This is a genomic window from Ramlibacter lithotrophicus (assembly GCF_012184415.1).
In the GTDB taxonomy this organism is placed as follows: Bacteria; Pseudomonadota; Gammaproteobacteria; order Burkholderiales; family Burkholderiaceae_C; genus Ramlibacter; species Ramlibacter lithotrophicus.
Map to the genome: position 1 here is coordinate 711575 of NZ_VTOX01000002.1, position 26853 is coordinate 738427.

A 26853-nucleotide genomic window follows, 5' to 3' on the forward strand; every position below is an offset into this window, starting at 1 on the left:
CGTCAGGAACAGCCAATGAAAATCGTCTTGATCTCCCCCAGCCGCAGCCACCTGGACGCCATGGGCGCAGCCCTGGAGACCCATGGCCACGCGGTGCTGCGCCTCGACGGCGGCAAGAGCCGCATGCGCGACATCGCCGAGCAGGAGGCTCCGGACCTGATGCTGGTCGACGGCATGTGCTGCGACATCGAGGAACTCGTGCACGTCGAGCACGTCACCACGCACCACCCGGGGACGGCGGTGATCCTGCTCTGCTCCACCCACACGCCGGAATTCCTCATCAACTCGATGCGGGCCGGCGTGCGCGAGGTGCTGCCGTCCCCCGCGGCGCCAGCGGCCCTGCAGGCGGCGGTGGGCCGGGTGGCCGCCAAGCTCGCCGGCGCCACCGGGCGGCGCCAGGGCAGGATCCTCGCGTTCATGCCGTGCAAGGGCGGCGCCGGCGCGACGTTCCTGGCCACCAACCTCGGCGCCCAGCTGGCCGAGAACAGCACCGTGCTGCTCATGGACCTGAACCTGCAGTTCGGGGACGCGCTCTCGTTCGTGCACGACGCGCGGCCCGTTTCCACCCTCGCGGACGTGGCCCACGGCATCGATCGGCTCGACGCATCGTTGCTCGCGGCGAGCACCGTGCGGGCCGGCCCGAACTACAGCATCCTGCCCGCCCCGGAGGACCTGGCGCACGCCATGGAGGTGAAGCCGGAACACGTCGACGCGGTCCTCAACGTCGCCGTCGCCAACTACGATTTCGTGCTGCTCGACCTGGCACGGCTGATGGACACGATCACGATCAAGGCGCTGGACCGTGCGGCGCGGATCTACGCCGTCATGCAGGCGAGCCTCCCTGACGTGCGCAACGCGGCGCGCCTGGTGGCGGCGTTCCGGTCCCTCGGCTACGGCGGCGACAAGGCGGAGTTCGTCATCAACCGCTTCGAGAAAGGCCGGGAGATCGGCACCGAGCAGGTCCGGCGCGCGCTGGGCGACGTGCGACTGAGCACCATTCCCAACGCCTGGCGCGAAGTCTCCTCCTCGATCAACCACGGCGAGCCGCTCGCCAGGACCGGGCGCAGCAATGCGGTCGCGCGGCAGCTCGCCGAACTCGCCCAGTCGCTCAACCCGCCGCAGGAAGAAGGCCGCGGCGGACTGTTCGGCCGCCTGTTCCGCAAGGCATGACACCCAGGAGCCCCCCGATGACCAGCCTCACGAGCACTGCCTTCGGCGCCGCCATGCGCAACGGCGCCGTCATCTCGCTGCGCGAACGGCTCAACACGGCGCCGGCCGAACCGGCTGCACGCGGTCCGGCCGCTCCCGCCGCCGACTCGTACAAGGCATTGAAGGGGCGAATGCACCTGAAGATGCTGGAGCAGTTCGACCTGACGGCGCTCGAAACGCTCTCGCCGGAGCAGTTGCGCCGCGAGATCGCCATCATGCTGGAACGCCTGCTCATGGAGGAGCAGGCGGTCATCAACGAGGCTGAGCGCAGCTCCCTGTTGCGCGACATCCAGCACGAGATGCTCGGCTTCGGGCCGCTGGAGCTCCTGATGGCCGATCCCGCGGTCTCGGACATCCTGGTCAACTCCTACCGGCAGATCTACGTCGAGCGCCGCGGGCGCCTGGAACTGACCAACGTCACCTTCACCGACGAGAAGCACCTGCTGCGGATCATCGACAAGATCGTCTCCCTCGTGGGCCGCCGCATCGACGAGTCCAGCCCGATGGTGGACGCGCGCCTGCCAGACGGATCGCGGGTCAACGCCGTGATCCCGCCGGTCGCCATCGACGGGCCGATGATGTCCATCCGCCGCTTCGCGCACATCCCGCTGACCATGGCCAACCTGGTCGACGAACTGAAGACGATGACTCCGGAGATGGCCAGGATGATGGAGGGGCTCATCCGGTCGAAACTGAACATCCTCATTTCCGGCGGCACCGGTGCCGGCAAGACGACCTTGCTGAACATCCTGTCGGGCTACATCCCGGACAACGAGCGGGTGGTGACCATCGAGGACGCGGCCGAACTCCAGATGCAGCAACCGCACGTGGTGCGGATGGAGACTCGCCCGCCCAACATCGAAGGCAAGGGCGAGGTCACGCAGCGCGCGCTGGTGCGCAATGCGCTGCGGATGCGGCCCGACCGGATCGTGATCGGCGAAGTGCGCGGCGCCGAAGCCTTCGACATGCTGCAGGCGATGAACACCGGCCACGAGGGCTCGCTCACCACGATCCATGCCAACACGCCGCGCGACGCCATTTCGCGCCTGGAAAACATGATCGGCATGGCCAATCTCAACCTGCCGCACAAGGCGGCGCGCCAGCAGATCGCCTCGGCGATCACGGTCGTGATCCAGGTGCTGCGGCTGATCGACGGCCGCCGCAAGGTGACCAGCATCCAGGAGATCACCGGGATGGAAGGCGACGTGATCACCATGCAGGAGATCTTCTCGTTCAGGCAGAGCGGCGTCGGCGCCGACGGCCTGGTGCAAGGCCACTTCCAGGCGTCCGGCGTGCGGCCCAAGTTCTGCGACCGGTTGCGCGCCTATGGCGTGGTACTGCCCGAATCGATGTTCGACCCGACGCGGGTCTTCCAGTAAGGAGCAGGCAAATGCTGCAGTCCCTCCTTGTCAACGACTTCCTCGTGGTCTCGATGCTGGTGTTCGTCGCGGTGATGCTGCTGCTCGAGAGCGGCTATCTCGCGTGGCGCTCCAGCCGCGGCCCGGCGGCGCGGAAGCTGCACCACCGGCTGGAAGCGGCGTCGACGCGGCGCGCGGCGATGCAGCAGGCGCACCTGCTGAAGCAGCCGCTCGCCGGCGACATGGCGCCGCTGGAGCGCCGGCTCCAGGCGCTGCCCCGGGCCCACTGGCTTGACCGCGCGATGCAGCAGTCGGGTCTGGGCTGGTCGCTGACCCGGCTGCTGGTGCAGTCCGCGGCCATGGCCCTGGCCGGCTGGCTGGCCGCGACCACCGCGCTGCATCAACCGCTGCTCGTGGGCCTGGGGGCGGCCGCCGCCATGGGCGCGCTGCCGCTGCTGTACGTGAACTGGCGTCGCGACAAGCGCCTGAAGAAGATCGAGGCGCAGCTGCCGGAAGCGCTCGACCTCGTCACCCGTGCCCTGCGCGCCGGCCACGCCTTCGGGGCAGGACTCAAGATGGCGGGCGACGAACTCGCCGAACCGGTCTCGGGCGAACTGCGGGCGGTGCACGAGGAAGTGAATTTCGGCGTGTCCATGGAGCAGGCGCTGACCCACCTGAGCGAGCGCGTGCCGCTGACCGACATCCGCTACTTCGTCGTGGCCGTGCTGATCCAGCGCGACTCCGGCGGCAACCTCACCGAAATCCTGGGCAACCTGAGCCGCCTGCTGCGCGAGCGCGCCAAGCTCATCGCCAAGGTGCGCGTGCTTTCGTCGGAGGGCCGGCTGTCGGCCTGGGTGCTGGCGGCGATGCCGTTCGGCCTCGCCGCGATCCTGAACCTGATGAACCCGGAATTCATGAGCCTGATGTGGACCGACCCGCTGGGCATCACCATGATCAAGTACCTGCTGGCGATGATGCTGCTCGGCGGGCTGGTGCTGCGCAAGATCGTGCGGATCCGCTATTGAAGGAGGTAGCGCCATGTTGATCGTTCCCCTGCTCGTGTTCCTCGCCGTGAGCATCGGCCTGGCCGCACTGTTCCTCTGGCTCGCACCCACCCGCACCGAACAGCGGCTGGAGGCCGTGGCGCCGTCGGCGACCCCCGAGGCCTCGGCCTGGACCGAAACGGCCCGCAAGGTCGCCGGGCCGCTCGCCAAGCTGGCGGTGCCCGAAGGCGAGTGGGAAGGCTCCGCCCTGCGCCTGCGCTTCCTCAACGCCGGGATCCGCCACCCGGATGCGCGGCTCGCGTATTTCGCGGCGAAGACGGTGCTGCCGCTGGTGCTGGCCGCGGCGGCCTTCTTCTGGCTGCGGGCCACGAGCGACGCCCATGGCGCGAAGCTGCTGTTCTACCTCATGGTGGCAGCGCTGGTCGGCGTCTACCTGCCCAACCTCGTGCTGCACTTTGCCGTCAAGAGCCGCCAGCGCGAGATCTTCGAAAACTTTCCCGACGCGGCGGACCTGATGCTCGTCTGCGTGGAAGCTGGGCTCGGCCTGGATGCCGGCCTGACGAAGGTGGGAGAGGAAATCCGCCGCAAGAGCCAGGCGCTGGCGGAGGAGCTGCACCTCACCAACCTCGAGATGCGGGCCGGCGCCACCCGCGAGAAGTCGCTGCGCAACCTCGCACTGCGCACCGGGATCGAGGAAATCGGCACCTTCGCCACCATGCTGACCCAGGCCGACCGCTTCGGCACGAGCATCAGCGACTCCCTGCGGGTCTTCTCGGACGACCTGCGCCACAAGCGGCAGGTACGCGCCGAGGAAGCGGCGGCCAAGGTGCCGACCAAGATGCTGTTCCCCCTGGTGCTGTTCATCTTCCCGTCCGTGATCATGGTGGTGCTCGGCCCCGCCATCATCCAGGTGGTCCGCACGCTGATTCCGCTGTTCGCCGGCCGCGGTTGAGAACGGGCATGGAATCGACCACAGTCAACACGCACGCCGTCGGCCGCGCCGCCGGCGCCCGCACCGGGTCGTGGCACGTGTCACTCCCGCTGCTGGCCGGCCTGCTGACGTTCCTGTATGGCGTCTCGCGCGGCACGGCGCTGCTGGCCGACGGCGACACGTACTGGCATGTCGCCGCCGGCCGGTGGATCCTGGAGCACGGCGCCGTGCCGACGCAGGACCCGTTTTCCCACACCAGGCTGGGCGCACCCTGGACCGCCCACGAGTGGCTCAGCGAAGTGCTGCTGGAACTGGCGCACGCGGCGGGCGGCTGGGAACTGGTGGCCGCCCTGACAGCCCTCGCCTTTGCCCTGTCGATCTCGATCCTCGGGCGGGCACTGCTGCGTTCCCTGGAGCCGATCCACGTCGTGGCGGCGATGACGCTCGCGGTGCTGATGACCGCCGGGCACCTCGTCGCGCGTCCGCACATCCTGGCCATGCCGCTGCTGGTGGCCTGGGCCGCCGAACTGGTGCGCGCCCGCGACAGGGACGCCGCGCCGCCATTCTGGCTGCTGCCGCTGATGACCCTCTGGGCGAACATGCACGGCGGTTTCACGCTGGGGATCGGACTCGCAGTCGCGTTCGCTGCCGAGGCGGTGCTTGCGGCGGCCAGGCACGGCCGCGTTGCCGCTGCGGCACGCACGTGGGGCCTCTTCGTCGCGCTGGCCGTCGTCGCTTCCCTGCTGACGCCCCACGGCCCGCAAGGGCTGCTGTTCACCTGGCAGATCATGTTCGAGGACAGCTTCATGCTGGGACGCATCGGCGAATGGCGCTCGCCGGACTTCCACCGGTTCCAGCCGCTGGAAGTGTGGCTCCTCGGCATCATGGCACTGGCCATGCACCAGGGCGTGAAGCTGCCGCTGGCTCGCCTGGTTCTGCTGCTGGGATTCACTCACCTGGCCCTGAAGCACGTTCGCAACGTCGAACTGCTCGGCCTGCTGGCGCCGCTGTTCCTGGCCGCCCCCCTGGCGCAACACTTCCACGCGCGTGGAGCGGGTCGCAAGCAATTCGCCGGGGGCGACCGGCTCCTTGGCGCGCTCACTCGCGGTGCCGCGCCTGGCGGGCTACTGCTCGTCCTGCTGCTCGGCGGGCTCGCCACCACCTCGATCTGGAGCGCGACCGGGCCATTGGTGCCGCCGGAGCAGATCGCGCCGCAACGCGCGGCGAAGGCCGCTCGTGATGCCGGCGCCGCGGGCCCGGTGCTGAACGACTACGGATGGGGCGGCTACCTCATCTACGCGGGGGTGCCGCCGTTCATAGACGGCCGTGCCGACATGTACCGCGACGGTTTCGTCAAGGAATATGCCGAGGCAATGGACCTGGCCACGCCCACGAGCCTGCCCCGGCTTCTGGACCGCTACCAGATCGGCTGGACCCTGTTGCCGCCGAACCGGCCGGCCACGGCCATGCTGGACCGGCTGCCGGGGTGGCGACGGGTCCATGCGGACGAGCACGCCGTCGTGCACGTCAAGACCTCCGGTGCTCCCGGGGACGCCATTGCAGCAGCGCCGGCGCGCGCCCTGCCCTGATCAGACCATGGAGCGATGCATGATCCCGAATCACCCGATCCCACCGGCTCGCCAGAAACACCTCTCCATCGTCGTGCCGTTCTTCAATGAAGGACCGGGGGTGGAGGCCTTCGACGCCGCGCTGCAACCGATCCTGTCCGCCCTCCCTGACTACCAGGTGGAGATCGTGTGCGTGGACGACGGCAGCACGGACGACACGCTGGAGCGTCTGCTGGCGCTGGCCACCACCGACGGCCGGTACCGGTTGCTCGAACTGAGCCGCAACTTCGGCAAGGAAGCGGCGCTCACGGCCGGCATCGATGCCGCGCGTGGGGCCGCCGTGGTACCCATGGACGCCGACCTGCAGGACCCACCGGCCGTCCTGCGGCAGTTGTTGCTGTCGTGGGAAGGCGGCGCGGACGTGGTGCTGGCGCGGCGAACCGACCGCAGCAGCGACGGCCTGCTGAAACGCACGACCGCCGAATGGTTCTACCGCATGCACAACCTGGTCGCCGACATCGCGATCCCGCAGAACGTCGGCGATTTCCGGCTGATGGACCGGCAGGTGGTCGAGGCGCTCAAGCGCCTGCCGGAACGCCAGAGATTCATGAAGGGCCTGTTCTCCTGGGTCGGCTTCCGCACCGAATACGTCCACTACGCGCGCGGCGCACGGGCAGTCGGAACGACCAAGTTCCCCGGCTGGAAGCTGTGGAACTTCGCCATCGAGGGATTTACCAGCTTCAGCACGGCGCCCCTGCGCATCTGGACCTACGTCGGACTCGTCGGGGCCGCCTGCACCGCGCTCTATGGCGCCGCCATCCTGATCCGGACCCTGGCATTCGGCGTCGACGTCCCTGGTTATGCCTCGCTGCTGCTGGCCATCCTGTTTTTCGGCAGCCTGCAGCTGATCAGCCTGGGGCTGCTGGGCGAGTACATCGGCAGGATCTACATCGAAAGCAAGCAGCGTCCCGTCTACATCGTTCGCCGGCAGTACGGGGGCGACGCTGCCCGGGATGCCGCGCGACCGTCGCTCTGGCGCCGGACCGGCAGCCACGCGAGCCGCTGGTCGCGCCCATTCGTGCCGCCGGTGCAACACCATGCGGGGTCGACGCAATGAGCCCCGCTGCCTACGCCGAAATGGCAGCGACCCAGGAATTGCACTGGTGGTTCGCCGCCCGGCGGCACATCCTGCGCAGCCAGCTCGAGCGCCTGGAATTGCCGCCGGACGCCGAGATCCTGGAAGTCGGCAGCGGCACCGGCGCCAATCTGGGCATGCTGGCTGAATTCGGACGGGTCGTGGGCCTCGAGATGAGCGCCGGTGCCATCGCGCTCGCCCGCCAGCGCGGCGCCGGGGCCGCCACGATGCTGTTGGGGCGGTGCCCCGAAGGCCTGGCCGACCTGCCGCGCTTCGACCTTGTCTGCATGTTCGACGTCCTGGAACATATCGAGGAGGACCGAGCCGCGCTCGCCGCAGCGGCCGCGCACCTCAAGCCGGGCGGGCGCCTGCTGGTCACCGTGCCCTCCTACCAATGGATGTGGGGACCGCACGACGAGCACCTGCATCACAAGCGCCGGTACAGCCGCCGCTTGCTCGCCGACCGCTGCGCACAGGCGGGCTTGGCCGTGCACCGGATGAGCCACTTCAACACGCTGCTGTTTCCGCTCGCCGTGGCCGGCCGCCTGTACGAGAAGGCGCGCGGACGATCCGGTGCCGCCGCCGCAGTGCCGGCGGCACCGATCAACAGCGCCCTGCGCTGCACGTTCGCGTTCGAGCGGCACCTGCTGTCGCGGATGCACCTGCCTTTCGGGCTGTCCCTGCTCGCCGTCGCAGGAGCCGTGGGGCGCCACTGACGATGGCGGGCCTCGCACATCTGTTCGACCACCGCCTGGGCCGCTTCATCCTTGTCGGCCTGTGCAACAGCGCGCTCGGGTTGCTGGTGATCTTCGGCTGCAAGGCCTACCTCGGCCTCGGCGACGCGGCCGCGAACGCCACCGGCTACGCACTGCTGATCGCCTTGAGCTTCCTGCTGAACAGGCAGTGGACGTTCGAAGACGGCGGCGATCCCGCAGGCAGCCTGCTGCGCTTCGTGCTGGTGCTCGCCGCCGCCTACCTCGCCAACCTGGCGACGACGCTGGCGGCCATCGACCTCCTGGCCGTGGACGACTACCTGGCCCATGTGGCCGGTATCGGCCCGTACGCCGCGGTGGGTTACCTGGGCAGCCGGATCTTCGTCTTCAGATCGCCCCGGTCGTCGTTGCGATGCCCGCGGCCCGACGGCACCTTGCGCTGAAGGGCTGCGGCATGCAAGCGGCCCGGACCACGTCCACCGCGCTGGCGCCGAGCCGTGCCGAGCGCGGATTGAAGCTGCCTTTGCCGGGCAGCGCCGCCGTCCTCGCCTGTGGCGCCGTCCTGCTGGTGCTTCATGCGAGGAACGCCCTCGACAGCGACGAAGGCGTGATCCTCAACGGCGCCTGGAACCTGCTGCACGGGCGGGCGCTGTACACCGACTTCTTCGAGTTTCTGGCTCCGGGGAGCTTCTATCTCGTCCTGGCCGCCTGGAAGGTCTTCGGCAGCAGTTTTTGGGTCGCGAAGGGCCTCGCCCTGGCGGCCATCGCCGTGGCGACGGCTGGAATCGATCGCATCGTCCGGGAGTTGCCGGCGAAGCACGCGTCGGCCGCCGGCCCGGCCCTGGCCATCGCGCCGGTCCTGCTCTTCTGCTTCTTCACGGGCTACCTGCCGACCATCAATCACAACACGCTCCATCTGCCGTTCGCCGTCTGGGGCGCCTTCCTTGCGATCCGCGGCGTCCGGCGGATGTCCTGGCGTCACTGCGCCGCCGCCGGCTTCCTGTGCGGCATCGGCGCCTGGTTCCTGCAGCACCGGTCGGCGCTGATCGCTGCCGCGACGCTGTGCGTGCTGCTGCTGCTCGCCTGGCGGCGGCGCGGCCCTGGGTGGGCCAGGTGTTGCGCGGCGTATGCCGTCGGTGCCGTCGGCCCTGTCGCCGTCATGACGGCGTTCTGGGACGCCGGCCTGCTGTTCGAACACCTGATCGCCTTTCCGGCCGCGCGCTACCTGGAGGTGAACCGGATCGATCCAACGCTGATCGCCTGCGCCACGAGCCTTGCACTCGGCGCCGCATGGCTGTTGCGCAGTGAGCTGGATGCCAGCGCGTGCTTGTTGCTGGCACTGTTGGGCGCACTGCTGCTGACCGCCTTCCAACGCCCCGATCTGAGCCACGTGACCTCGGCGCTGTGGCCCTTGTTGTGTCTGCTGCCCCGCGTGGCCAGCACCCCCGCGCGAACGCCGTCGGCCCGCTTGTGGCGCACATGGGTGGCGGCCGGCCTGGCGGCCCTGCCCGTTCCCCTGCTGCTCACCATGGCGGCCAACCCGGCCCTGTACCTCAACGATTGGACCCGGCACCCGGCGCTGCAGTACGTCCGGGACCACTGCCCGACCGCAGCGTCACTGTATGCAGGCCCGTTCGCGCCGGGACTCTATTTCGAGACCGGCAAGCTCAATCCGACGCGCTACTCCGTGTTGCTGCCGAACTTCAACAGCGACGCGCAGTTTCGCGATGCGCTGCGCGACCTGCAGCAGAGCCGCCCGGCCTGCGCGATCACGAACTACCCGATGGTCGCCAAGTTCAGCCATACCCGCGACAACCCGGTCGACGCGTACCTCGCGGCCAACTACGAAGTGGTCTTCGAGGCACGGCACAGGCAGGTCTGGATGGCCCGGACCGAAGCGGCGCCCGCGAAACCTCCTGTTGCGGCCACCCCTGCCGGCCCTGCCGCGGCCCCATAATCGGGCCGAAGGTCGAATCGATGCGACATCGTCTTCTTCTCTGCATCTCGTCCGCCGCCATCGTCGGCGCGTGCGCTTCTTCGCCGGACACCACGGCCATGGGCGCTGCCGAATCCACGTGTCGCGCCGCCGGCGCCGAGGCCCTCCTCGGCCGTCGGCTCGACGACATGGTGCTGGCCGAGGCCCTGCGCGGCTCCGGCGGATTGCGCACCCGCGTCATCCCGCCCGGCGGCGTCGTGACGATGGACCACGACCCGATGCGCCTGAACATCGAGCTGGACGACGCGGGCGTGATCCGGCGCATGCGCTGCGGATAGGCGGCCTTTTCTCGCCCCGCGCAACTCCGCCGCGGTGCACGTGCCCTTGCGTTTTCGGCGTGACGTTTGTCCCGTCCGCGGCAGGGCGTCCCCTCACAGCAAATGAGGACGGTGCTCCTCTATCGGCGAGGAGCGTGCGCTCTCACACTGCCACAGCGGTCGGAACACCTGCACCACCACCGGTCCGGCCCCGGCGAGCCCCCACGTGGTCGCTCACGCTGGTGGACTTCACCGGCTTCGACCCTGCCACCCACGTCGTCTATATCGTGTGAGCTGCAGATGTAAGCGCTCGCAACGCACCGCAATGGAGCACCTTGCTGCTGCGCCTTGGGGAGCCGGAAGAATGGCTCAGGCCGTAGGGATACAGGCTGTTGCCATGTGGGACTGGTCTGACGCGCGTCGCCGCGGCAACATTGACGGAAATCAAGTTGCCGACTCGCAAGACGAGGCATTCACAAGAGCAGTCCCACAAGAAGCTTGAAAGAAGGAATCGAGTAACCGCGGTCGGGCCGGGCGCGCCGTCACCGCATCAGCCGAGGGGAAAGATGATGAGAGCGCGCATATGGGCCGCGAAGTCCTCCAACGGGGACGAGGAGGGCATCGAGTCCCGCTTCCCCGCGGGTACGCGCAGCGGCGAGGGTTCGCAGAGCCTGCACGTGTTCCTCGAAGCGGCGCGCAAGGCCCGCCTGCCCGCGGGCCTGCCGCTCCCGGGGCATCAGCGCCGGCACGAGCACGGCCGCAATGACTGAAACGCCCCAGGCGATCGCCGCCCGGGTTGCCGCGCTGGAGCAGCGCCTCCTGGTCGCCGTAGTGCAAGGTGACGACCTCGCCCGCATCCGCGCCCGCGGTGAGATCGCCCGCCTGAAGAGGCAGTTGGCCCCGGCCGCCGCCAGGCTCGCAGGCACCCGTCGGTCCACGCGCACCGCGGCGGCCGCGGCGCCGGCGCCCTGAGGCACGGCGCGGCGCCGTCAGTGCGCCTTTTCCCAGTTGGCCCCGACGCCGATCTCCGCCAGCAGCGGCACGCGCAGTTGCGCGACGCCCGCCATCAGGCGCGGGATCTCGGCCCTGATCCAGTCCACCTCGTCCTCGGGCACCTCGAACACCAGTTCGTCGTGCACCTGCATGATCATCTTCGTGCGCCGCTGCTGCGCGTCGAGCACGTCCTGCACGGCCACCATGCTCAGCTTGATCAGGTCGGCGGCGGTGCCTTGCATCGGCGCGTTGATGGCCGCCCGTTCGGCGCCGCCGCGGCGCGGCCCGTTGGGTGAATTGATCTCGGGCAGGTACAGGCGCCGGCCGAACACGGTTTCGACATAGCCGCGGCTCTTCGCCGACAGCCGGGTCTCGTCCATGTACTGCTTGACGCCGGGGTAGCGCTCGAAATAGCGCTGGATGTAGTTCTTGGCGGCCGCGCCCTCGATGCCGAGGTTGCGCGCCAGCCCGAAGGCGCTCATGCCGTAGATCAGGCCGAAGTTGATCACCTTGGCATAGCGGCGCTGCTCGCTGGTCACCTGGTCCGGCGCCACGCCGAACACTTCGGATGCCGTCGCCCGGTGCACGTCCATGCCCTCGCGGAAGGCACGCAGCAGCGCCTCATCCTCGGACAGGTGCGCCATGATGCGCAGCTCGATCTGGCTGTAGTCCGCGCTGGCGATCAGGTGCCCGGGCGCCGCGATGAACGCCTCGCGCACGCGCCGGCCCTCCGGCGTCTTCACCGGGATGTTCTGCAGGTTCGGGTCGTTCGAACTGAGGCGTCCGGTCACCGCCACCGCCTGCGCGTAGTGCGTGTGCACGCGGCCGGTACGCGGATGGATCATCTGCGGCAGCTTGTCCGTGTAGGTGCCTTTCAGCTTGGACAGCCCTCGGTGTTCCAGCAGCTTCGCCGGCAGCGGATAGTCCTCGGCCAGCTTTTCCAGCACTTCCTCGTCGGTGCTCGGCACGCCGCTGGCCGTCTTCTTCACCACCGGCAGGCCCAGCTTGGTGAAGAGGATCTCGCCGATCTGCTTGGGCGAGCCCAGGTTGAACGGCTGCCCCGCCAGGTCGTGCGCCTCGCGTTCGAGCTGCATCATCCGCTGGCCCAGCTCGGCGCTCTGCCGCGCCAGCATCGCGCTGTCGATCAGCACGCCGTTGCGCTCCACGCGGTACAGCGTCTCGCTGCTCTTCATCTCCAGGTCGTAGATGAAGCGCAGCTTGCCGTCGGCCTGGAGCTTGGGCCATAGCGCCAGATGGACGTCCAGCGTCTGGTCCGAGTCCTCGCACGAATACTCGGCGGCCTTGTCCACGGGCACCTGGGCGAACGGGATCTGGTGCGCGCCCTTGCCGGCGATGTGCTCGTAGTCGATGCCGGTGCGCCCGAGGTGGCGTTCGGCCAGGCTGGCGAGCCCGTGCGGCTTGTGCACTTCCAGCACGTAGCTTTGCAGCATCGTGTCGTGGGCATAGCCGCGCACCTCGATGCCATGGTTGGCGAAGACGTGGCGGTCGTACTTGACGTGCTGGCCGAGCTTGGCCCGGTCCGGGTTCTCCAGCCACGGCTTCAGCCGCGCCAGCGCCTCCTCGCGCGGCAACTGGTCGGGCGCGTCGCCGTAGCTGTGCGCCAGCGGCAGGTAGGCGGCGACGCCAGGCTGCACGCTGAACGACAGCCCGATGATCTCGGCCTGCATCTCATCGAGCGAACTGGTCTCGGTGTCGAGGGCCACCAGCTCCGCGGCCTCGATCTTCGCCAGCCATTCGTCGAACTGGGCCCAGGTGAAGATGGTGTCGTACTGCAGGTTGGTCACCTGCGACCGGCTCGTGAGGTCGGGATCCTGGAACCCGGGCCCGTCGCCGGTGCCCACCTTCTTCTGGCGCCGGTGTTCCTCGATCAGCTCCGGCGGCACGTCGTGCACCTCGAGCTGCTTCGCCAGCCCCTTGAAGCCGTAGCGCTCGTAGAACGCCTTCAGCGCCTCCGTGTCCTGTCCGTCGACGACCTTCAGGTCCTCGAGTTCGGGCAGGCCGGGAATGTGGTCGGCCAGCTCGCAGTCCTTGCGGATCGTCAGCAGCTCGCGCCCCCTGGGCAGCCAGTCCAGCGCGCGCCGCAGGTGCTCGCCGACGGCGCCCTTCACTTCCGCGGCCCGCTCGATCAGCGCGTCGAGCGACCCGTATTCCTGCAGCAGCTTGACGGCGGTCTTCGGTCCGACCTTGTCGACGCCGGGCACGTTGTCCACTGCGTCGCCGACCAGCGCCTGGTAGTCCACCATCAGCCGCGGCGGCACGCCGAACTCCGCCTCGACGCCGGCGACGTCGCGCTTGCGGTCGTTCATGGTGTCGATCACGGTGACGTGCTCGTTGACCAGTTGCGAGAGGTCCTTGTCGCCGCTGGAGATCACGGTCTCGATGCCGCGCTCGGTGGCCATGCAGGCCAGCGTGCCGATCACGTCGTCGGCCTCCACGCCGGGCACGTTCAGCACCTTCCATCCGAGCAGCCGCACCACCTCGTGGATGGCATCGATCTGCGTGCGCAGGTCGGGCGGCATCGGCGAACGCGTGGCCTTGTATTCGGGATAGATGTCGTCGCGGAAGGTCTTGCCGGGCGCGTCGAACACGCACGCGACATAGTCGGCGCGCACGTCGCGGCGCAGCTTCTGCAGCATGTTGATCATGCCGCGGATGGCGCCGGTGGCCGGGCTGGCGGGGTCGCCCGGCACCGCCCGCAGGTCGGGCATCGCGTGGAAGGCGCGGTACAGGTAGCTGGATCCGTCGACCAGCAGCAGCACCTTGGGGCCCCCGGTGTCCGTCTGTGGCTCGTGGCTCGTCTCGGTCATGGGCGGCATTGTGCCTGCGCGGCACGTGTCGACGTCCGCGGCGGCACGTCGGCCCGCCTACAATTGCGCCATGCGCGCGCGATTCCTGCTCCTTCCGGCCGTTTCGGCCCTCACGGCCGCCACGGCGGCCCTGGCCCAGGCGCCCGCCGCGCCCCTCGTGCAGGATTCGCCGGCGCTCGAGGGCCGCAGGAACCAGCGCGTCGAGCGCATCCACGTCGAGGACGCGGCCGTGAGCATCGACGAGGTGCGCTACGGCGGCCAGACGCAGAGCATCACCGTGCAGCCCAAGGCCAACGTGCCCGAATACGAGATCCAACCCACCGACCTGGGCCGCAGCCGTCCCGCCGACCACCGCGACGGCATGAGCAGCGCCACCGGCAAGCGGGTCTGGAACGTCTTCAAGTTCTGATCGTGGCGGTCTTCACCGAAGTCTCGGAGCGCGAGGCCGGCGAACTGGTGCACCGGCTGCAGCTGGGCGAGCTGCGCGAGCTGCGCGGCATCCAGGGCGGCATCGAGAACACCAATTACTTCCTGACCACCGAGCAGGACGGCGCGCGCCAGGAATACGTGCTGACGCTGTTCGAGCGGCTCACCGCGGAGCAGCTGCCGTTCTACCTGTACCTGATGAAGCACCTGGCGCGGCACGGCATTCCGGTGCCCGATCCGCATGCGCTGGCCGGCAGCGCCGGCAAGGACGAGGAGCACGGCCAGCTGCTGCACCGGGTCGCCGGCAAGCCGGCCGCAGTGGTGGACCGCCTGCGCGGCGCAAGCGTCCTCGATCCCGGGCCCGCGCACTGCGCCGCCGTCGGCGCGATGCTGGCGCGCATGCACCTGGCGGCGCGCGACTATCCCCGCCACCAGCCCAACCTGCGCGGCCTGGCGTGGTGGAACGAGACGGTGCCGGTGGTGCTGCCGCACACGACGCCGGAGCAGGCGGCCCTCCTGCGCAGCGAACTCGCGTTCCAGAACCATGTGGCCGAGGGATCGCTCTACGCCGCCCTGCCGCGCGGGCCTGTCCACGCCGACCTGTTCCGCGACAACGTGATGTTCGAGGACGGGCGCCTGACCGGCTTCTTCGATTTCTATTTCGCGGGCGTCGACACCTGGCTGTTCGACATCGCCGTGTGCCTCAACGACTGGTGCGTCGACCTGTCCGCCGGCGCCCACGACCAGGCACGGGCCGCGGCCTTCCTGGACGCTTATGGCGGCGTGCGGCCCCTGGCGGCTGCCGAGCGCCGCCTGCTGCCGGCCATGCTGCGCGCCGGGGCGCTGCGCTTCTGGATCTCGCGACTGTGGGACTTCCACCTGCCGCGCGAGGCGGCGCTGCTGCAGCCGCACGACCCGTCCCACTTCGAACGGGTGCTGCGCCAGCGCGTCGCGCACCCGCCGCTCGCCTGAGGGCATGAAGCTCAACATCGTCCCCGCCCGCACCGGCCTGCAGTGGATCAAGCTGGGGGTGCGCACCTTCCTGCGGCAACCGCTCGCACTGGCCGGCCTGTTCTTCATGTACATGACGGTGGTGATCGTCATTGCGCAGGTTCCCGTCATCGGCGTCTTCATCGGCGGGCTGCTGGTGCCGGCTGCCACGCTCGGCCTGATGGCGGCGACCGAGGAGGCGACCAAGGGCCGGTTCCCGATGCCGTCGGTGCTGCTCAGCGCGTTCCGCGCCGGCCGCCAGCGCGTGCGCGCGATGCTGGTGCTGGGCCTGGTCTACACCATCGCCTCCTGGCTCGTGACACGGCTGGCGGCGCTGCTCTTCGGCGAACCGGACCCGGGGATGCAGATCGACGGCGCGGCGATCCTGGCGCTGGCGCTGCACATCCCTCTCTTCCTCATGTTCTGGCATGCGCCAGCGCTGGTGCACTGGCATGGCGTCACGCCGGCCAAGAGCCTGTTCTTCAGCCTGGTGGCCTGCCTGCGGAACTTCGGCGCGTATTTCGTCTACGGGCTGGGCTGGCTGGGCCTGTTCATCGCGACCGGCATGCTGTTCGCGTTGATCGGCGGCATGCTGGGCGGCGCGGGCATGGCACGCGCCGTCATGATGCCGCTGGCGCTGCTGCTCGCCGCGATGTTCTCGACGTCGATCTACTTCACGTTCCGCGACAGCTTCGTCGCGACCGGCGAACCCGGCGAAGACCAGCACCAGGAAGCACCATGAACCATGTCCTGCAAGGCCGCCGCGAGTCCGAGCTGCAGTGGTTCCGCCGCCGCGGCTTCCTGGCGGCCGCTGCCGCGTGGACCGGGCTGGGCGGCTTCGGCGCGGCGCAGGCGCAGGCCCGCAGCAACATCGTCGAGCTGCAGGGCGATGCGCTGCTCAACGGCCGGCGGCTGCATCCGGGCCAGACGATCCAGACCGGCGACTCGGTGCAGACCGGTCCCGGATCGCACCTGGTCTTCGCCGTCGGCGACTCGTCGTTCCTGGTGCGGCAGAACTCCCAGCTCACCGTCGCACGCGGCCCGACGCTGTTCGCCGTCAGCGTGCTGCGGCTGGTCACCGGCGCGGTCGCCAGCGTCTGGGGCCGGGGCCAGCAGCGCCGCATCGTCACGCCGACGCTCACGGCCGGCATTCGCGGCACCGGCGCGTACACCGAGGTGTTCGCGGCGCAGGACAATCGCACCTACTTCTGCAACTGCTACGGCACGATCGACATGGCGGCCGGCGCCGACCGCGCCGTGTCGGTGTCGCAGTACCACCAGTCGTTCTGGGGCGAGCCGCAGCCGCGCGACGGCCGCTCGCTCACGCCCGCCCGCGCCATCAACCACAGCGACGAGGAACTCGAATTCCTCGCCCGGCTGGCCGGCCAGCGCACCGCCTGGCAGGTGATGGGCCGCCGCGGTTCCAAGGACGGCAGCGGCACGCTCGATCCGTACGGCGCGCCGGCACAGCCGCGATAGGCGCGGGACACGCTAGAAGGCGCCGCCGGGTTCTTCCAGCCGGTGCGCCAGCGCGACCATCTGCGGCCGCACCTCGCGCAGCAGGTAGTCGGGCGACAGGTTGAAGCCCGGGCCGCCGCAGTTGATGGCCATCACGGAACGTCCGCCAGGCGCATGGAAGGCGATGGCGATCGCGTTGACGTCCTTCTGCCATTCGCCGAACGAGGTGCACACGCCCAGTTCCCTGTACTCGGCCAGCGCGCGCTCGATGCCGGTGCGCACCTGCGGCCAGCCCTTGGGATCGCGGTCGCGGATGCGGTCCAGCAACGCGGTGCGCTGCGCCTCGCTGCAGCGCGCGAGATACGCCCGGCCCATCGCCGTCGTCGCCACCGGAATCCGTGAGCCGACGTCGAGGCTCAGCGTCAGCGCCGACTCGCTGCGGCAGTTCTCCACGTAGATCATGCTCAGGCGGTCGCGCATGCCCAGCGACACCATCGCCTGCGAGCGGTCGGCCAGTTCCTGCATCAGCGGCCGCGCGAGCTGGCGCACGTCCATGCGCGCCAGCATCGTGCTGCCGAGCGCCAGCACCGCGCTGCCCAGCCGGTAGCCGCCGTTGCCGTGGCCGTCGTCGGCATGCTCCAGGTAGCCTTGCTTGGTCAGCGTGTAGGTCAGGCGCGAGATCGTCGACTTGGGCAGCCCGCAGCGGCGCGCCAGCTCCTGGTTGCCCAGCATGCGGTCGCGCGAGCGGAACGCACTGAGCACTTCCAGTCCCCGCGCCAGCGCCGTCACGAAGTGGCGGTCGGCCTTGGCGTTGATCGGACGCCTGGCCGGCTTGACGCCCTCTGGCTGGGCGGGTCGAACGGAGAGCGGGGCGAGGTTCTGCATGTCGGAACTTCCGGACGGGGACGACTCAGGGTTACACCTGAGGCACCATTGTGCCGGAAAGACGGGCGCCGGATTCTGGAATGCAGAACCGGGGCGACACGCACGATATGGCAGGAACGCGCACCGCGCACCCGCGTCAAGTCTCCAGCGCCCCCGAGGGCATGTCACCGGCGGCGCCCGCCTCTTCTTCCCGCTCCGCCTGCCACACCAGCACCTTCAGCGTCGCCACCGAGCCGGCCACGATGCCGGCCACGGCGATCATCGAACCGATCGACAGGGTCGACAGGCCGGAGAGCCCTTGCCCGATGGTGCAGCCGAGCGCCGTCACGCCGCCGGCCCCCATCAGGATTGCGCCGGCGAGCTGGTTGCGCAGGTCGGCGGTGGAGGCGAAGCCCTCCCAGCGGAAGGTGCGGGTCGCGACCGCATGGGCGGCCGACCCCGCAATGGTGCCGAGCACCAGCGCGATGCCGAAGGTCACGTGCAGCGACTTGTCGGTCCACAGCATCAGCAGTTCCAGCGAGTACGCCAGTGGCGCGACGTAGCTGAACGACTCCAGCGTGCGCGTGTTGGTGGCGTGGTACACGGTCTCCAGCGTGTCGGGATTCTCGCCATAGCCGAGATGCCCCGTGACGTACCAGCCCGCGGCGACGACGGCGCCCAGCACCACGCCGCCGGCGATCTGCCGTCCGTTGCCGCGGTAGCGCCTGTCCTTGAAGACGAAGGCCAGCAGCGCGGCGCAGACCGCCGCCGCGGTGAGGGCCAGCGCGGTGCGAGCCTCCATGCCGGTGGCTTTCGCCAGCGCGGCCGCCAGGCTGGAGTCCTTCCAGCCGAACGCCGCCAGGTCGATGCGCGCCGGGTCGAGCCAGTTCGCGCGCCATTGTCCGAACAGGCCCTTCAGCGCCATGTACGAGGCGATCGCCATGAAGGTCAGGACCACCAGCGAGCGGATGCTGCCGGCGCCCGCGCGCACCAGGTTGCGGTTGGCGCAGCCGCCCGCGATCGTCATGCCGACGCCGAACAGCAGGCCGCCGGCCAGCAGCGACAGCCACGGCAGCACGGGCCGCTGCGGCACCGACTTCGCCAGGTCGATCTGGCCCGTCAACGAGAGCAGCGCCGTCGCGAGCAGCGCCACGGCCACGGCCAGCAGCCACGTGCGCATCCGCGTCCACGAGCCCATGTTGACGATGTCGGACAGCGCGCCCATGGTGCAGAAGTTCGTGCGCGCGGCCGCGAGGCCGAACACGAAGGCGAGCGCGAAGCCCGCGGCGACCACGATCAGGCCCAGGTTGGCGGTGCTGCCCATGCGAAGTCCCCGGTGACGGCGGGCGCGGCCCGCCTGCGACGAATCAGATGAAGAGACAGACGTCGGTGTCGCCGGCGAACTTCAGGAAGGTCGCCGCGCCGCCGTACTCGATGCCGTCGATGAACTCGTCCCTCGAGAACTCGAACAGGTCCACCGTCATCTGGCAGGCGATGAAGCCCACGTCGGCTTCCTGGCAGGTGGCGCGCAGCTCCTGCAGCGACGCCACGCCCTTCTTCCTCATCTTGCTTTTCATCATCGAGGTGGCCATCGCCTCCATGCCGGGCAGCATCGACACCATGACGGGCATCGGCATCGGCATCGGCATCGCGGGATTGGCCAGCGGGCTGATCGCTATGTCGTCGAGGTTCTTGCGCAGCAGCTGCAGGCCGTAGAAGGTGAAGAACACCTTCACGTCCCAGCCCAGCGTCGCCGCCGTCGACGCCAGGATCAGCGGCGGATAGGCCATGTCCAGCGCGCCCTTGGTCGCGATGATGGCCATCTTCTTGGTTGCCATGGGTGCCTCCTCCTGAAGGGTGCGCCGCGTCTTCAGGCCTTGCGCAGGAAGAACACGTACTTGCTGTGCTCGGTGGTGGATTCCAGCAGCGTGTTGCCGGTCTCCTCGGCGAAGGCGGCCATGTCGCACACCGACCCGGGGTCGGTCGCGACCACGCGCAGCACCTGGCCGGAGGCCATGCCGCCCAGCGATTTCTTGGTCTTGACGATCGGCATCGGGCAGGCGAGGCCCGAGGCGTCGAACTCCTTGTCGAACTGCATGCATGTCTCCCGGTGGAATGTGGCGGGGGCCGATCCGATGCCGGCCCCGGAACGCGTATTAGCGAAGATGCGGCGCGCAGCGTCTATCACCGGGATGGGGTGTAGTGCATAGCCCATGCGGGTAGTGGGGCCGTGCGGTCACAGGTAGAGGCCCGACGCGGCCGCCAGCACCACCAGCGCCTGCAGCAGGCACAAGGCGACGAACCAGCGGTCGCGCGCGGCCGCGTAGAGCGGCACCAGCGCGAGCAGCGACAGCACCGAGCAGCCCGCGAGGATCGCGATCCCCGCCAGCCCCATCACGTCACCGTGGTGCGCGAGGCGGTACCAGGCCCAGCCGGTGGGCGAGCCGGACGCGGCCAGGTACGCCTGCACCGGCTGCGACCAGAGCTGGGCCAGCCGCTCGGGCGGCAGGTGCGCGGGCAACCACCCGGTGGCGTAGCCCAGGAAGCTCGCGACCAGCACGGCCAGGCCGATGCGCGTGCCCCACTGCAGCAGCAGCGCGTAACGCAGCTGCTGCGGCGACTGCGCGGCCGCTGCGACCGCGTCGGCGACGGGGCGCGACGTGGTCATGTCCACAGGTGCAATCCCTTCAACAAGGCGCGCGCGCCGGCGAACAGCAGCACGCCGATCACCAGCCGGCGGATCATGACGCCGTCCAGGCGATCGAGCAGGCGCACGCCGATGCGCGCACCGAGCATCATGCCCGCCACCGAAGGCACGGCGATCATCGGCAGCACGGCACCCTTGTGCAGGTAGACCCAGGCCGCGGAGGAGTCGACCAGCGACAGCACCACGCTCGACGTTCCCGCCGCCAGCTTCACCGGCGCTCCCATCAGCAGCGTGAGCACCGGCACGTTGGCCCAGCCGGCCCCGATGCCGAACATGCCGGCCATCACGCCGATCACGGTGAAGCTCAGCATGCCGGCAAAGGTGCGATGCACCTGCCAGCGCACGGCCCGCCCGGAAGCGCCATCGACGAAGACGCCGTGCAGCCCGAGCGCGGACGCCAGCGGATCGGCTCGCGCCGCGAGCGGCTGCTGCGCCTTCGGCGACGCGATCATCAGCGCCACGATCCCGAGCACCAGTCCGCCGAGCAGGACCTGGATGACGTCCGCCGGCAGCGCCAGCCCCAGCATCGCGCCGGCGATCGAGCTCATGGAGGCGAGCAGGGCCAGCGGCAGCGTCAGGCGCAGGCTGCCCAGCCCGCTGCGCAGGAGGCTGGGTCCGGCGGCCAGCGCGCTCGCGAGCGCCACCAGCAGGCCGGCGCCGCGCACGAAGTCGAGGTGGAACGGGAAGAAGCTGCCCACGATCGGCACGAACAGCGTGCCGCCGCCGATGCCGGCGGGGACCGCCACGATGCCGATCAGGAAGCAGGTGACGAACAGGCCCAGCGGCCACAGCCACCACGCGGTGGCGGCCTGCGCTCCCCCGGCATGGGCCGAGGCGCTGGCGAGCGCGAGGCCGCACGCGAGCGCACCGGCGGCAGCCGTGCGCATCAGCGGCCCGCTCCGCGCGTCGTCCACGCGTGGCGCACCGCGTTGCAAAGGGGTCGCGCTGGCTCCGGCATCGGCTCGTCCTTCGTTCGCGGCGCCGCGCGCCGCCGCCCCGCGAGTCGGCGACCCGCCCGGAGCAGTTGCGATTAGGCGCACCAGCGCCTGTCGCGTCCATCCCCGGCAGGGGGGATGCGCCGCACTACCCGAAAGGGGAATGGCCGGCAACAATCGGCCCGGCCATCAGCGCCGGGGTGCGCCGCGAAGCAGCTCCGCGCGCAGTTCCGCGAGCTTCGCCTTGAGCCGGCGCTGGTTTTCGGGGCCGACGCGCAGCAGGATCTTCTGCCCCGCGGACAACGACTCGAGCGCCGGGTCGGCATACTCGTAGCGCACCCAAGGCTGCTGCGACGCCACCGTGCCCTTGACCTCCACCAGCTGCACCGGCAGCGGGTCGGGCGGCCGCGGCGTCGCCAGCAGCAGGTCGATCACCTCGACCATCCGGCGATGGAAGGACTTGCCGGGAAAGCCGAGTTCGAGGTAGGCGGCCTGCAGCAGCGGGTACATGCGCGCGTAGAGCTGCACGGCCGCCGCGGCATCGACGCCTTCGGCCAGCAGCACGAACGGCGTGTAGCGCGCGCCGTTGTCCGCGGCGATCACCGCAGATCCGCCCTCCTCCTGCACGGTGAACTTCCCGGCCGTGGGCGTGACCGGCCACATGAGCGGCGGCGCATGCGCGCGACCGAGATTGTCAACAGTGGCGACGAACCGCCGCGGGAAGTCGTCGGTAACGACCAGTGCCGTGCGGCCAAGCAGTTCCGTGAGCGCGCCCGCGACGTCCGCGGCCGCGAGCGGCGCCGCCGGGGCCTCCGGCTCCAGCGGGGGAAGCGCCGGCTGGGAGGCGGGCGGCTGCGCAGGCGCGGCCACCACCGGTTCAGGCGCCTGCGTGCCGGGGCGGCCCAGCCAGCCGGTCTGCCACAGGAACGCCAGGACAGCCACCGCCGCCGCCGCCCCCATCAGCACGATCCTCCTGCCGCCCATGGTTTGCATCATCCCTTCGTGGTCTGCGTTCCAATGTAATGGCATCGCGGGCATGGCGGCCCCGCGCAAACCCGCAAGGGTGCGAGCCGCGACGCGACGTTTTTGCTTCATTTGTACAAATACGTACAATGGCGGTGCGGCTTCGAGCAGCCGCGAGCGAAGACTTCATAGAACCAAGGAGCAGATTCAAGCCTCCCTTCCAGGAGGCTTCTTTTTTGACCGGTCCCCGGCCCGACCCTGCCCTGCTGGAGCCATCCGTGACAACCGAAGAACCTGGACCGCAGGTCAAGTGGGTGCTGCACCCGGCCGACGGCGGCCGCCTGCTGAAGCTGGACCTGCCCGCCTGCGAGCAGCAGGTGCCGGCCGAAGGCGACGTGATCGTGCGGCCGTTCCTGGTCGACGCGGCCACGCTGCGTCCGGTCCCGGTGCGGGTGGTCCAGCGCCTCGAATGGCATCATTCCGGCAGTCCCAGCTTCGTCGTCGTCGTGCGCAGCGACGGCTGACCCAGCGCCGCCGTCCATGACGGCTCGCACCGGTCAGGCAGGCGGATCCCGGCCGCGTCCGGCGCCCCGGCGGCGGCCCCCAGAGAGGAGAACTTCATGCTTCCAAAGCCGGCAGCGCACGCGCGAATGCCGCATCTCCTGCAACCGTCCGGCGAGGACGCACTCGCCGCCGTGCTGCGGCGCTCCCCGCTGCTGGCGTTCGACTTCGACGGCACGTTGACGCCGATCGTCGCCACGCCCGACCAGGCGCGGATCTCGCAGGCCGTCTCGGGCAAGTTGCAGCGGCTGGCGAGCCGGCTGCCGGTGGCGATCGTCACCGGCCGGCGGGTGGACGACGTCCGGCCGCGGCTGGGCTTCCAGCCGCACTTCGTCGTCGGCAACCACGGCGCCGAGATGGACGAGGCCGATGTCGCGCAGGCCGCCGGCGCGCTGCAGGAGGTCCGCGGCGAGCTGGAGCGGCGCGAAGTGGAACTTACACGCGCCGGCATCATGGTGGAGGACAAGGGGCTTTCGCTGGCGCTGCACTACCGGCTGTCGCGGCGGCCCGACGAAGCGCTGGCGCTGATCCGCGAAGTGCTGCGCCCGGCGCAGCCGCGCTGCCGCACCTTCTCGGGAAAGATGGTGGAAAACGTGGTGCCGGCGGATGCGCCCGACAAGGCGCTGGCCGTGCACCGGCTGGTGGCGCACTGCAACGTCTCCTGCGCGATCTTCGTGGGTGACGACGTCAACGACGAGCCGGTGTTCGCATCGGCTCCGCGCGACTGGCTGACGATCCGCGTCGGCAGGGCCCCCGACTCCCGGGCCGGCTACTTCCTCGACAGCACCGCCGAAGTGGGGCTGCTGCTCGATCGCATGCTCGTACACCTGGGCCAGCCCGGCTGACCGCATGCCGGCACATCGCCCCCGGCGAGCGCCGGGGCCTTTCCCTTGCACCTCCTTGTTCGATGAACCTGCCTTCCCTCGCCACGCACGCGACCGAGTTCGCCTACCTCGGCCTCGTGGCGGCCCTGCTGGTCGTACCGAAGATCCTGCAGCGCTTGCGCATCCCGGCGCCGCTCACGGCATTCGGCTTCGGCATAGCCGCGGGGCTGGTCGTGCAGGGGCTGGGCGGCGATCCGACGCTGGCGCTGCTCTCGACGCTCGGCATCTCGTCGCTGTTCCTGTTCGCCGGCCTCGAGATCGAGCTGGCGGCCTTCCACCGCGGCCGCTGGCCGTTGGCGGCGCACCTGGTGCTGCGGGCGGCCGCGCTGGCAAGCGGTGCGTGGGCCGGGGTGCACTTTGCCGGCATGGCGTGGCAGGCAGCCTGCCTGCTGGCGCTGGCGCTGTTGACGCCGTCGACCGGCTTCATCCTCGACACCCTCGGCCAGCAGGGACTGGACGAGGAGGAGCGCTTCTGGGTCGCCGCGAAGGCCGTGGGCGGGGAGATCCTGGCGCTGCTGGTGCTGTTCGTCGTCGTGCAGTCCGGCTCGGCCGCGACGCTCGCGATCTCGGGCGCCGCGCTGGTCGCCATGGTCGCCCTGCTGCCGCTGCTGTTCATGGTGCTGGGACGCCACGTCCTGCCGCATGCGCCCGGTTCCGAGTTCTCGCTGCTGGTGCTGGTGGGGCTGGTCGCCGCGTTCATCACCAAGCAGCTGGGCGTGTACTACCTGGTGGGGGCCTTCCTCACCGGCTTCGTGGCCAGGCTCCTGCGCGAACGCATGCCGCTGCTCGCGTCCGACGACAACCTGCGGGCCGTGCGGCTGTTCGCGTCCTTCTTCGTCCCGTTCTACTTCTTCCACAGCGGCAGCGTGATTCCGCCGCAGGCCTTCCAGTGGCAGGCGCTGGCGCTCGGGCTCGCGATCTCGGCCGTGGTGCTGCCGGCCCGCATCGGCGTCAACTGGCTGCAGCGCCGCATCGTGTTCCACGAAAAGGCGCGCAGCAGCCTGCGCGTGTCGGTGGCGCTGGCACCGACGCTGATCTTCACGCTGGTGCTCGCCGGCATCCTGCGCGAGCGCTACGGCATCCCGGACGTGCTGTACGGCGCGCTGCTGGTGTATGCGTGCGCGAGCACCGCGCTGCCTTCGTTCCTCAAGGGCAGGACCGTCGACTTCGACCCCGCGCGGGTCGGCTGAAGGCGGCCGCTAGGGCGCGCGCAAGGTGGCCTGGTTGATCGCGATGGCGTGCACCACCGCGGCCACCAGCGCGGCGTCCTGCCGCTGCGGGTTGACTTCGCGCACGATCTCGAGCGCGCAATCGAGCTGCTCGCGTGCCAGCGCGGCCGCGGTTTCGAGGCTTTTCTGCCAGGCGGGATTCAGTTCAGCGGGATGGGCTTCCATGCGTGCCTCCGTGGGATCCCCTCAGGGTACGCCGCCGGGCGCGGTGGGACAATGGCCGTTCGACAGTCCAGCAACAGACCACTTCCGACCGTGCCCGAGAGCGAACTCAATGCGACCGTGCCGGCCCTGGCGGCCGCCCTGGCCGTGGGCCTCGTCGTCGGCCTGGAACGCGGCTGGCGCAACCGGGAGCTGCCCGAAGGCGGGCGCGTCGCCGGCCTGCGGACCTTCGCGCTGATCGGGCTGCTGGGCGGCGCGCTCGCCGTGCCCGGCTTGCCCGACCTGTGGGCCGGGGTCGGACTGGCCGGCGTGGCCCTGCTCTTCGCCGTCTCCTGGCAGCCCTCGGCGAGCGCCGCCGGCAGCCTGAGCATCACCACGGCGATCGCGGCACTGGCGACCTTCGCGCTGGGCGCGCTCGCCGCGCGGGGCCACGCCGTCGTGGCACTCGCCGCTGCCGTGGTGGTGGCCCTGCTGCTGGACCTGAAGGAGGAACTGCACGGCTGGCTGCGGCTCATGCAGCCCGAAGAGCTCAACGCGGTCCTGCAGCTGGGAGTGCTCTCGGCGGTGATCCTGCCGCTGCTGCCCGACGAGGGATACGGTCCCTACAACGCCATCAATCCGTTCAAGCTGTGGCTCGCCGTCATCCTGGTGGCGGCGCTGTCGCTGCTGGGCCGCGTCGCGTCGCGACTGCGCGGCGAGCAGCAGGGCCTCCTGTGGGTGGGCCTGCTCGGCGGCCTGGCCTCCTCCACCGCCGCCTCGCTCTCGCTGTCACGCGTCGCGCGCACCGAGCCGCGCCTCGGGCTGCCCGCCTCGGCCGCGATCGTGGCGGCCTCCGGCGTGATGTTCCTGCGCATGGCGGTGGTGATCAGCGCGCTGGAGCCGGCGCTGGCGCCGCGGCTGGGCGGCTATCTCGTGGTCCTGGGGATCACCACCTTCGGCGCCGCTGCCCTGCTGTGGCGCCGCCGGGACCGCGGCGACGACGCGACGGTGCCGGCTCAGGCCAGGCTCTTCGACCTGGGCACGGCCGTGGGCTTCGGCGTGGCGCTGGGCGTGATCGCCGTGCTGGTTCGCGCCGGCAAGGAAGGCCTGGGCGACGCCGGCATCTTCGCGGTGGCGTTCCTGTCGGGGCTGGCCGACGTCGACGCGATCGTCATCTCCGCCGTGCAGATGCACGCGCAGGAAGAACTGGGCGCCGCCGCCACGGCCACGGCGATCCTGCTGGCGGCGCTGGCCAACATGGTGGTCAAGGGCGGCATGGCCTGGACCATCGCCGGCCGCGGCGTCGGCCGCCGGGTCGCGGCGGCGTTCGGCGCGGTGGCCTGCGTGGGCGTGGCCGCCGCGGCGCTCGCGTCGTTGATCGCCCGCTGAGCGGTGCCGGGTTGCACGGCGCGCGCAGCGACCTATCATCAATACACGCATGGCCTCTGGAGTTGCGCAATGAGCAGCAAGCATCAATCCGCCGAGTCGCCGTATGAAGCCGCGCTGGCCGAGGAAAGGCTGAAGTGGAAGCGGCTCGACCTGCCGCAGCCGGACGTCAACGAGCAGCTCAAGGCCTGCGCCGAGTGGACCGCGGCGGCCGAACGCGCGCGCGCGGTTGCACGCAGGATGCAGGAAAACCGCGACGCCAGCCCGGCGTAGCAGCGCCGCACCCGGTGGCGATCGCTTCAGTTCGCGATGTGACA

The 26853-nt window shown here is 70.0% G+C and carries 30 protein-coding genes; 21 read left to right on the top strand and 9 right to left on the bottom strand.

Annotated elements, in window-relative coordinates:
* Nucleotides 1-15 precede the first annotated feature (15 nt).
* From RAMLITH_RS09510 to RAMLITH_RS09565, 12 genes are all read left to right on the top strand, one after another.
* Nucleotides 16-1170, top strand: a complete 1155-nt coding sequence (locus tag RAMLITH_RS09510) for a CpaE/TadZ family protein (protein WP_168107112.1) — start codon at nt 16-18, stop codon at nt 1168-1170.
* Between the two features lie 71 nt (nt 1171-1241).
* On the top strand, nt 1242-2588 hold the full coding sequence (locus RAMLITH_RS09515; RefSeq protein WP_337786138.1) for a TadA family conjugal transfer-associated ATPase: 1347 nt from the start codon (nt 1242-1244) through the stop codon (nt 2586-2588).
* Nucleotides 2589-2599: 11 nt separating this feature from the next.
* Entirely contained in the window at nt 2600-3592 is a 993-nt protein-coding gene (locus tag RAMLITH_RS09520; RefSeq protein ID WP_168107113.1) for a type II secretion system F family protein, read from the top strand.
* A 13-nt stretch (nt 3593-3605) separates the two neighbouring features.
* Nucleotides 3606-4523, top strand: a complete 918-nt coding sequence (locus RAMLITH_RS09525) for a type II secretion system F family protein (protein ID WP_168107114.1) — start codon at nt 3606-3608, stop codon at nt 4521-4523.
* Between the two features lie 8 nt (nt 4524-4531).
* Nucleotides 4532-6091 carry a hypothetical protein gene (locus RAMLITH_RS09530; RefSeq protein WP_168107115.1) on the top strand — a complete coding sequence of 520 codons (1560 nt, stop codon included), beginning with the start codon at nt 4532-4534 and terminating at the stop codon, nt 6089-6091.
* A 19-nt stretch (nt 6092-6110) separates the two neighbouring features.
* Nucleotides 6111-7187 carry a glycosyltransferase family 2 protein gene (locus RAMLITH_RS09535; protein WP_168107116.1) on the top strand — a complete coding sequence of 359 codons (1077 nt, stop codon included), beginning with the start codon at nt 6111-6113 and terminating at the stop codon, nt 7185-7187.
* Entirely contained in the window at nt 7184-7921 is a 738-nt protein-coding gene (locus RAMLITH_RS09540; protein ID WP_168107117.1) for a class I SAM-dependent methyltransferase, read from the top strand. The genes RAMLITH_RS09535 and RAMLITH_RS09540 overlap by 4 nt, the downstream gene beginning before the upstream one ends.
* Before the next feature lie 2 nt (nt 7922-7923).
* Complete coding sequence (locus RAMLITH_RS09545) at nt 7924-8361, top strand: GtrA family protein (RefSeq protein ID WP_168107118.1); 438 nt, start codon at nt 7924-7926, stop codon at nt 8359-8361.
* Nucleotides 8331-9875, top strand: coding sequence for a glycosyltransferase family 39 protein (locus RAMLITH_RS09550; RefSeq protein WP_168107119.1), 1545 nt, complete (start codon nt 8331-8333; stop codon nt 9873-9875). Before RAMLITH_RS09545 ends, RAMLITH_RS09550 begins: the two co-directional genes overlap by 31 nt.
* 20 nt (nt 9876-9895) lie before the next feature.
* Nucleotides 9896-10192 (top strand): I78 family peptidase inhibitor, encoded by a 297-nt coding sequence (locus RAMLITH_RS09555; RefSeq protein ID WP_168107120.1) that lies wholly within the window; start codon nt 9896-9898, stop codon nt 10190-10192.
* Between the two features lie 548 nt (nt 10193-10740).
* On the top strand, nt 10741-10941 hold the full coding sequence (locus RAMLITH_RS09560; RefSeq protein WP_168107121.1) for a hypothetical protein: 201 nt from the start codon (nt 10741-10743) through the stop codon (nt 10939-10941).
* Entirely contained in the window at nt 10934-11143 is a 210-nt protein-coding gene (locus RAMLITH_RS09565) for a hypothetical protein (RefSeq protein ID WP_168107122.1), read from the top strand. The genes RAMLITH_RS09560 and RAMLITH_RS09565 overlap by 8 nt, the downstream gene beginning before the upstream one ends.
* A 17-nt stretch (nt 11144-11160) precedes the next feature.
* Here the strand turns inward: RAMLITH_RS09565 and polA are convergent, their stop codons facing one another.
* Nucleotides 11161-13992 carry a DNA polymerase I gene (gene polA, locus RAMLITH_RS09570; protein WP_168107123.1) on the bottom strand — a complete coding sequence of 944 codons (2832 nt, stop codon included), beginning with the start codon at nt 13990-13992 and terminating at the stop codon, nt 11161-11163.
* A gap of 70 nt (nt 13993-14062) precedes the next feature.
* On the opposite strand from polA, the gene RAMLITH_RS09575 reads away from it, so the two are divergent.
* Genes RAMLITH_RS09575 through RAMLITH_RS09590 form a run of 4 tightly spaced genes read left to right on the top strand, consistent with a single transcriptional unit; the run spans nt 14063 to nt 16887 of the window.
* Entirely contained in the window at nt 14063-14401 is a 339-nt protein-coding gene (locus RAMLITH_RS09575; protein ID WP_168107124.1) for a hypothetical protein, read from the top strand.
* A gap of 2 nt (nt 14402-14403) precedes the next feature.
* Nucleotides 14404-15390 (top strand): homoserine kinase, encoded by a 987-nt coding sequence (locus tag RAMLITH_RS09580; RefSeq protein WP_168107125.1) that lies wholly within the window; start codon nt 14404-14406, stop codon nt 15388-15390.
* 4 nt (nt 15391-15394) lie between these two features.
* Nucleotides 15395-16150, top strand: a complete 756-nt coding sequence (locus RAMLITH_RS09585; protein ID WP_168107126.1) for a BPSS1780 family membrane protein — start codon at nt 15395-15397, stop codon at nt 16148-16150.
* Nucleotides 16147-16887, top strand: coding sequence for a FecR domain-containing protein (locus tag RAMLITH_RS09590; RefSeq protein WP_168107127.1), 741 nt, complete (start codon nt 16147-16149; stop codon nt 16885-16887). Before RAMLITH_RS09585 ends, RAMLITH_RS09590 begins: the two co-directional genes overlap by 4 nt.
* 12 nt (nt 16888-16899) lie before the next feature.
* On the opposite strand, the gene RAMLITH_RS09595 is transcribed toward RAMLITH_RS09590, so the two are convergent.
* The 7 genes from RAMLITH_RS09595 to RAMLITH_RS09625 all read right to left on the bottom strand — a co-directional run bounded on the left by RAMLITH_RS09595 (nt 16900) and on the right by RAMLITH_RS09625 (nt 22356).
* Nucleotides 16900-17751 (bottom strand): IclR family transcriptional regulator, encoded by an 852-nt coding sequence (locus RAMLITH_RS09595; RefSeq protein ID WP_168107128.1) that lies wholly within the window; start codon nt 17749-17751, stop codon nt 16900-16902.
* Between the two features lie 136 nt (nt 17752-17887).
* On the bottom strand, nt 17888-19054 hold the full coding sequence (locus RAMLITH_RS09600) for a YeeE/YedE family protein (protein WP_168107129.1): 1167 nt from the start codon (nt 19052-19054) through the stop codon (nt 17888-17890).
* Between the two features lie 43 nt (nt 19055-19097).
* Nucleotides 19098-19568, bottom strand: a complete 471-nt coding sequence (gene dsrE2, locus RAMLITH_RS09605) for a sulfur carrier protein DsrE2 (RefSeq protein ID WP_168107130.1) — start codon at nt 19566-19568, stop codon at nt 19098-19100.
* 32 nt (nt 19569-19600) lie between these two features.
* Nucleotides 19601-19828 (bottom strand): sulfurtransferase TusA family protein, encoded by a 228-nt coding sequence (locus tag RAMLITH_RS09610; protein WP_168107131.1) that lies wholly within the window; start codon nt 19826-19828, stop codon nt 19601-19603.
* 138 nt (nt 19829-19966) lie between these two features.
* On the bottom strand, nt 19967-20398 hold the full coding sequence (locus tag RAMLITH_RS09615; protein WP_168107132.1) for an acyl-CoA dehydrogenase family protein: 432 nt from the start codon (nt 20396-20398) through the stop codon (nt 19967-19969).
* Nucleotides 20395-21324: a sulfite exporter TauE/SafE family protein gene (locus RAMLITH_RS09620; protein ID WP_168107133.1), complete on the bottom strand. Its 930-nt coding sequence runs from the start codon at nt 21322-21324 to the stop codon at nt 20395-20397. The genes RAMLITH_RS09615 and RAMLITH_RS09620 overlap by 4 nt, the downstream gene beginning before the upstream one ends.
* A 237-nt stretch (nt 21325-21561) precedes the next feature.
* Nucleotides 21562-22356, bottom strand: a complete 795-nt coding sequence (locus tag RAMLITH_RS09625) for a DUF3014 domain-containing protein (protein WP_238344089.1) — start codon at nt 22354-22356, stop codon at nt 21562-21564.
* A 257-nt stretch (nt 22357-22613) separates the two neighbouring features.
* Here RAMLITH_RS09625 and RAMLITH_RS09630 point away from each other — a divergent pair, with 257 nt between their 5' ends.
* The 3 genes from RAMLITH_RS09630 (at nt 22614) to RAMLITH_RS09640 (ending at nt 24970) form a co-directional block, all read left to right on the top strand.
* A complete protein-coding gene (locus RAMLITH_RS09630) occupies nt 22614-22859 on the top strand; it encodes a hypothetical protein (protein ID WP_168107135.1) in 246 nt (81 codons plus the stop codon).
* Nucleotides 22860-22985: 126 nt separating this feature from the next.
* On the top strand, nt 22986-23741 hold the full coding sequence (gene otsB / locus RAMLITH_RS09635) for a trehalose-phosphatase (RefSeq protein ID WP_168107136.1): 756 nt from the start codon (nt 22986-22988) through the stop codon (nt 23739-23741).
* 62 nt (nt 23742-23803) lie between these two features.
* Entirely contained in the window at nt 23804-24970 is a 1167-nt protein-coding gene (locus RAMLITH_RS09640; RefSeq protein ID WP_168107137.1) for a cation:proton antiporter, read from the top strand.
* A 9-nt stretch (nt 24971-24979) separates the two neighbouring features.
* Here RAMLITH_RS09640 and RAMLITH_RS09645 read toward each other — a convergent pair whose 3' ends face one another.
* Nucleotides 24980-25174 (bottom strand): hypothetical protein, encoded by a 195-nt coding sequence (locus RAMLITH_RS09645; RefSeq protein ID WP_168107138.1) that lies wholly within the window; start codon nt 25172-25174, stop codon nt 24980-24982.
* A 90-nt stretch (nt 25175-25264) separates the two neighbouring features.
* Here RAMLITH_RS09645 and RAMLITH_RS09650 point away from each other — a divergent pair, with 90 nt between their 5' ends.
* Together RAMLITH_RS09650 and RAMLITH_RS09655 are read left to right on the top strand one after the other, a co-directional pair.
* A complete protein-coding gene (locus tag RAMLITH_RS09650; RefSeq protein ID WP_337786129.1) occupies nt 25265-26539 on the top strand; it encodes an MgtC/SapB family protein in 1275 nt (424 codons plus the stop codon).
* A gap of 69 nt (nt 26540-26608) precedes the next feature.
* On the top strand, nt 26609-26809 hold the full coding sequence (locus RAMLITH_RS09655; RefSeq protein ID WP_168107140.1) for a hypothetical protein: 201 nt from the start codon (nt 26609-26611) through the stop codon (nt 26807-26809).
* The last annotated feature ends 44 nt before the right edge of the window (nt 26810-26853 follow it).